The following is a 4,958-nucleotide window of genomic DNA, read 5'->3' as shown; positions in this document are numbered from 1 at the left end:
TACGTCGTGGCCGCGGCTACCGCGACCTGAACTACCTGCTGCTCAAGGCGCAGCGGCTGGCCGCCACCAAGACCCAATTCCTGGTTCTTCAGAAAGCCGCATAGAATGCGCAGTTCACCAGATTCTTGTGCAGAACCGTATTTTCGATGCCACTGCGCAGCCGGCGCTGGTCGAAGTTACGCTTGCCCACTAGGGCTGTCCGGCTCCGCTTTTCCGCCGCTTCTTTCTTGTGGAGGGAGCGGCTTTTTTTGGTGGGCCTCAGAACTACCCCACGTCTAGTGCCCCGGACTCGCGACTACTTGACGATGAGGGATGGGGCAAAAACTGAGCGCCGTGTTAATCGGCACGAGATTTCACGGTAACTGACGGCGTGGCCGCCGTAGTTGGCAAGACCGATCCGAAACATCAGGCGGCCGTGGTATTGAACGGGTCGGAGCAGACCGCGGGATGCTTCTCCGCCGGCGGCGGCTCGCCGCACACGTGGCGCATGAACCTCTCCCATTCGGACCCTGCCTTGGACCTGCGCTCGTGCCAGACGCGGTAGTTCCACCATCCCTCGGAGTCCCACCACTGGGGGAATGTCTCCAGCATCTCCACTGGTATTTCGATCTGGACGCGGCACCTCGGTCTTTCGTCGTAGCCTGGCTCGTCTTCGTCGTCTTGCATCATGTCGCCCCCTCCACCTACCCTCAATTGAATCGCGGATTGTTCTGGCAAACCAGATATCGGGCGTAATCGGGGATTGCTCGGAGGTAATGACCAACCTGGGGAAAGGCTATGACGAGCGGCCCACTGAGCTACCGGACCACAAAGTGCAGATATGAGATCCCGACCCGCATGTGGCGTATCCACGCATCCGGCACCGTAACCGCCACCGCCAATCCCAGTAGCGCGTGCGCGATCCCCAGTGGATAAATGTTCCGATAGCGCCGGAACAGCGAGACAAAGAAGATCGCCGCCAACAGCGTTCCCGCTATCAGCACCGGGTTGGGAAGATGCGCCAAGCAGAACAGCGCGGCCGCCCCCCACAGTGCGCGCTTGCCGTCGCCCAGCAAGTCTTCAAGATTGACGAAGAAAAAGGAATTGAGGATGAACTGTTGCATTAACGCCCAGATGGCGTATCCCGCCGAGTGCCACAGGGGTGGCCGCGCACCGAACAACCCGCGCAGCGTACCCGCTTCCCAGCCGACCAGCACAATCACCGCGGCGACCGCGGCGGCGGCCGGAATCGCAATCAGGGACTTGAAAAATCCCGACGCGCTCAATCCCAGCGCGCGCGGTGGTCGCCGGTTCACCAGGGTCGCCAGCGCGATCCACAGCGCCGCCGCCAGCGCGGCCATGCGCTGTGTCCGCCCGGAAGTCCACAGCGAAACCTCCAGCACGCCGTAGCCGACAGCCAACTGGGTCCATCCCCAGAAACGATTCATCGAAGTTGGAATTAAGTTTACCGCTCCGAGGCGCTGTCCAGAGGCAACATCGGCAGGCTGAGGCATCCTGGTCCGAGTCGGACGTGCCAACTTGGCTAACCGCCGAGGTCGCCGGCTTCGCCACCTCCGCCACCTTCTTCCTCCGCGCCCGCTAGAACCCATCTGCCATCGACAAATGCTTGCCACTCCCAACTCGCGACACGCAACTGGTAGAATCCCCCCATGGCATTCCCAGGGCAGCCCAACATCAAGCTCGTCAATACCGCCGAGTACCGCGAAAGCTACGCCAACAGCGTGCAGGTGCGCGTCAACGTCTGGGACTTTTTCCTCGTCTTCGGCACCCTCCAGCAGCCCACCGAGAGCGAGGTCGAGGTGCGCAATTTCCAGGGCATCTATCTCAGCCCGCAGCAGGCCAAGGCGCTGATGAGCATTCTCCAGCAGAATGTATCGCAATACGAGAAAACCTTCGGCGACATCAAACTCGATCCCCACATGGCCGTACCCGGCGGCGTCAACTGATCGTGTGGCACACTCGCCGCTGAGGTACTTCGCCGTTCGCTAATGGGGCGCGACCCGCTATCATCACCCCGTGCCGACCTCCTCCGCACGCCCGCAACCGGCCAGCGACACGTGGCAGTCGGCAATTCTTTTGCTCCTCTGCTTCGCCGCCCTCCTCGTCACCCACTTCCCTATCCTCCGCCTGCCGTACTTTTGGGATGAATCCGGCTACTACATTCCCGCCGCGCGCGACCTGCTGCTCAGCGGCTCCCCGATTCCGCACTCGACCCTCTCCAACGCCCATCCTCCGCTGCTGATGGCCTACCTGGCCGCCGCATGGAAGGTCTTCGGCTATTCGCCCCAGACCACGCGCGCCGCAATGTTACTCGTCGCTGCATTCACGCTGCTGGGCATCTACCGGCTCGCGCGCCGGGTCGCGAACACGGAAGTCGCCCTCGCCTCTGTCGTCTGTACCGCGCTCTATCCCGTGTTCTTCTCGCAGAGCGCCATGGCGCACCTCGACCTCGCCGCCGCCTGCCTCATCATCTGGGGACTCGGCTTCTATCTCGACCAGCGCACCGTCCCAGCAATCATCTTCTTCGCCCTCGCCTGCCTCACCAAGGAAACCGCCGTCCTAGCCCCGCTCGCGCTTTTGCTGTGGCAACTGGTCGCTTCCGCAATCGTTACTCGATCGTCAATCTTCAATTCCGTTGGAATCAAGCGATCAACCCATCGCCCAATCGCCAGATCGCTTTCCCTGGTGCTTGCGATCGTCCCGGTGGGTGCCTGGTTTGCATTGCACTACGCGCGCACCGGGTATGTCTTCGGGAATCCCGAATATTTCCGCTACAATCTCGCCTCCACGCTCAATCCACTTCGCTTCTTCGCCGCGCTCGCTCTCCGCCTCTGGCACCTGCTCGGCTACATGAACATGTTCCTGCTCACGTTCGCCACCGCGCTCGCCATGTTCCTGCCGCCGCAGCGCGATCCCGGTCGCGCTCGGCGCACCGCCGGCGGCAACGGCGAACCCGAGATCGCGCGGCGCGCTATCGCGCGTGATGTGCAAACCGTCTTCTACGTTCTGATCCTTGTCCACGTCGTCGCGCTCTCGATCCTCGGCGGCGCAGTGCTGGCGCGCTACCTGCTTCCCGTTTATCCGCTGCTGGTAATTCTCTGCGTCTCCACGCTGCGGCGGCGAGTGCCATGGTGGCGTGCCTTCGTCGCCATCATCTGCGCCGGATTCGTCATCAGCGCGGTCATCAATCCCCCCTACCGCTTCGCGCCCGAAGACAATCTGGCCTGGTCCGATTACGTCCGCCTTCATCAATCCGCCGGCGCCTACGTCGCGCAGCACCATCCCGAAGGGCGCGTGCTGACTGCCTGGCCTGCAACCGACGAGCTCTCGCATCCGTGGCTCGGATATGTTCCGCACGCCGTGCCCATCGTGGCCATGGAAGACTTCTCGGCGCCGCAAGTCCTCGCGGCGGCCGACGCGCGCTCGCAGTACCGCGCAGCGCTCGTCTTCTCCACCAAGTACGAGCCGCGCTACCTGCTGCGCCTGCCTGGCTGGGAACGGCTGCAGGAGCGCTTTTTCGGATATCATCGCGATCTTCCGCCCGAACTTATCGCGCGGATGCTCGGCGCGCGCGTCGTCTTCGAGCAACACCGCGGCCAGCAGTGGGTCGCGGTGTTGCAACTCGACACGGTCGAGAACGCGCGCCTGAGAGGTTTGGCGCCGACCGACAAATAGCAACTGACAACTTTTCTTCCGCATCTGACTAAACGTTTCAAGCGGAGCAGCGGGATGTTCTGGATTGTGGCGATTCTGTTGGGAGTGAGCTACGTCGCAGCGCTAACGATGTTGCTGCTCTTATTGTCCAGCACGGCAATGCGCAATAAACTCTCGGACGAAGCCAACGAGGCGTTCCGGCAAGCTCGCTCGAAGCAACACCCCGCTGCCTAACCGCGCTTGCCTGCAGCCTGAAACCCGGCGCCTGCAAGCTGTTCCCGAGCCTCCTCGAAAATTTTCCTGAACATCTCTTCTGTCAGCTTGCCGGTCTGCGTGTTCTGGTTCGACGGGTGATACGAGGCCAGCAAAATCCTTCCGTCCGGCATCGAGTAGCGCGCGCCATGGCCGAACACGTATTCCTTCTTGCTCTTCAACTCTCCGCGGCGGCGCAGATAGTTCAGATACGAATCGAATCCGATCCGGCCCAACGCGACCACTACCTTCACGTTTTTCAATCCCGCAATCTCGCGGTCGAGAAAGGGCGCGCAGTTGGCGATTTCCTGGGGCGTCGGCTTGTTCTGCGGAGGGGCGCAGCGCACGGCGGCGGTGATATACGCATCGTACAGTTGCAAGCCGTCTCCAACCTGCGTCGCCTTGGCCTGCGACGCGAACCCCGTCGCGTGCAGCACAGGGTACATGAAGTTCCCCGACGAATCGCCGGTGAACGGACGCCCGGTGCGGTTCGACCCGTGCGCGCCCGGCGCCAGTCCCAGGATGAGCACGCGGGCGTTGGCATCCCCGAAGCCCGGGACCGGCTTGCCCCAATATTCGTACTCGCGATAGGCGCGCCGCTTCTCACGCGCGACGGTTTGGCGGTGCTGTACCAGCCGCGGACAGCGCGTGCACGTCACCACTTCTTTGTTGAGCTGAACCAACCAAGCAGGCATCGGCGAATGATTTTATCGCGCGCTTCATTGACGCGCTCTGTGGTTTGGCTTTCTATCGACGATCGACAGTGCTTCTTGCTGCAGTGCGGCGCCAGGCCGGCGAGCAACTATTGAGACTTGCAGATTATTGTGACAATCACTCGAAAGCCAGCACTTATTCAACGCCCAGGAGGTGTCATTCCGAGCGCCCGCTTTGGGCGCGAGGAACCTGCTGTTTTTGCGCGTTTTGTCGGTATTTTAGTGCAAAGCAGGTGGCGGGAGAAGGTGGGATGTCGAGGGAGATTGAAGGATAACTGCCGACCAGCGAACAGCTTGCGAGTGGTACTTGGTCGGTCGGCGGCGTTGCTGTCGGTTGGA

At 61.9% G+C, this 4,958-nt stretch carries 6 protein-coding genes; 2 read left to right on the top strand and 4 right to left on the bottom strand.

Features of this window, described 5'->3' with window-relative positions; translation table 11 throughout:
* Nucleotides 1-405 precede the first annotated feature (405 nt).
* Both LAN64_20485 and LAN64_20480 read right to left on the bottom strand, forming a co-directional pair.
* Entirely contained in the window at nt 406-669 is a 264-nt protein-coding gene (locus LAN64_20485) for a hypothetical protein (GenBank protein ID MBZ5570204.1), read from the bottom strand.
* Between the two features lie 128 nt (nt 670-797).
* Nucleotides 798-1,427: a CPBP family intramembrane metalloprotease gene (locus tag LAN64_20480; protein MBZ5570203.1), complete on the bottom strand. Its 630-nt coding sequence runs from the start codon at nt 1,425-1,427 to the stop codon at nt 798-800.
* A gap of 222 nt (nt 1,428-1,649) precedes the next feature.
* Here LAN64_20480 and LAN64_20475 point away from each other — a divergent pair, with 222 nt between their 5' ends.
* Both LAN64_20475 and LAN64_20470 read left to right on the top strand, forming a co-directional pair.
* Entirely contained in the window at nt 1,650-1,946 is a 297-nt protein-coding gene (locus LAN64_20475; GenBank protein MBZ5570202.1) for a DUF3467 domain-containing protein, read from the top strand.
* Nucleotides 1,947-2,016: 70 nt separating this feature from the next.
* Nucleotides 2,017-3,675 (top strand): glycosyltransferase family 39 protein, encoded by a 1,659-nt coding sequence (locus LAN64_20470; protein MBZ5570201.1) that lies wholly within the window; start codon nt 2,017-2,019, stop codon nt 3,673-3,675.
* A 209-nt stretch (nt 3,676-3,884) separates the two neighbouring features.
* On the opposite strand, the gene LAN64_20465 is transcribed toward LAN64_20470, so the two are convergent.
* Nucleotides 3,885-4,601, bottom strand: a complete 717-nt coding sequence (locus tag LAN64_20465) for a uracil-DNA glycosylase (protein ID MBZ5570200.1) — start codon at nt 4,599-4,601, stop codon at nt 3,885-3,887.
* Nucleotides 4,602-4,776: 175 nt separating this feature from the next.
* A partial coding sequence (locus tag LAN64_20460) for a hypothetical protein (GenBank protein ID MBZ5570199.1) occupies nt 4,777-4,958 on the bottom strand: 182 nt, incomplete at its 5' end.

Source organism: Terriglobia bacterium (genome assembly GCA_020073185.1).
Lineage (GTDB): Bacteria > Acidobacteriota > Terriglobia > Terriglobales > Acidobacteriaceae > JAIQGF01.
This window is presented reverse-complemented; position numbering and strand designations above follow the sequence as displayed.

Bases quoted from the DNA above. Each gene is read 5' to 3' on its own strand.
- LAN64_20480 (MBZ5570203.1), bottom strand. From the start codon at position 1,427: ATGAATCGTTTCTGGGGATGGACCCAGTTGGCTGTCGGCTACGGCGTG.
- LAN64_20485 (MBZ5570204.1), bottom strand. From the start codon at position 669: ATGATGCAAGACGACGAAGACGAGCCAGGCTACGACGAAAGACCGAGG.
- LAN64_20475 (MBZ5570202.1), top strand. From the start codon at position 1,650: ATGGCATTCCCAGGGCAGCCCAACATCAAGCTCGTCAATACCGCCGAG.
- LAN64_20465 (MBZ5570200.1), bottom strand. From the start codon at position 4,601: ATGCCTGCTTGGTTGGTTCAGCTCAACAAAGAAGTGGTGACGTGCACG.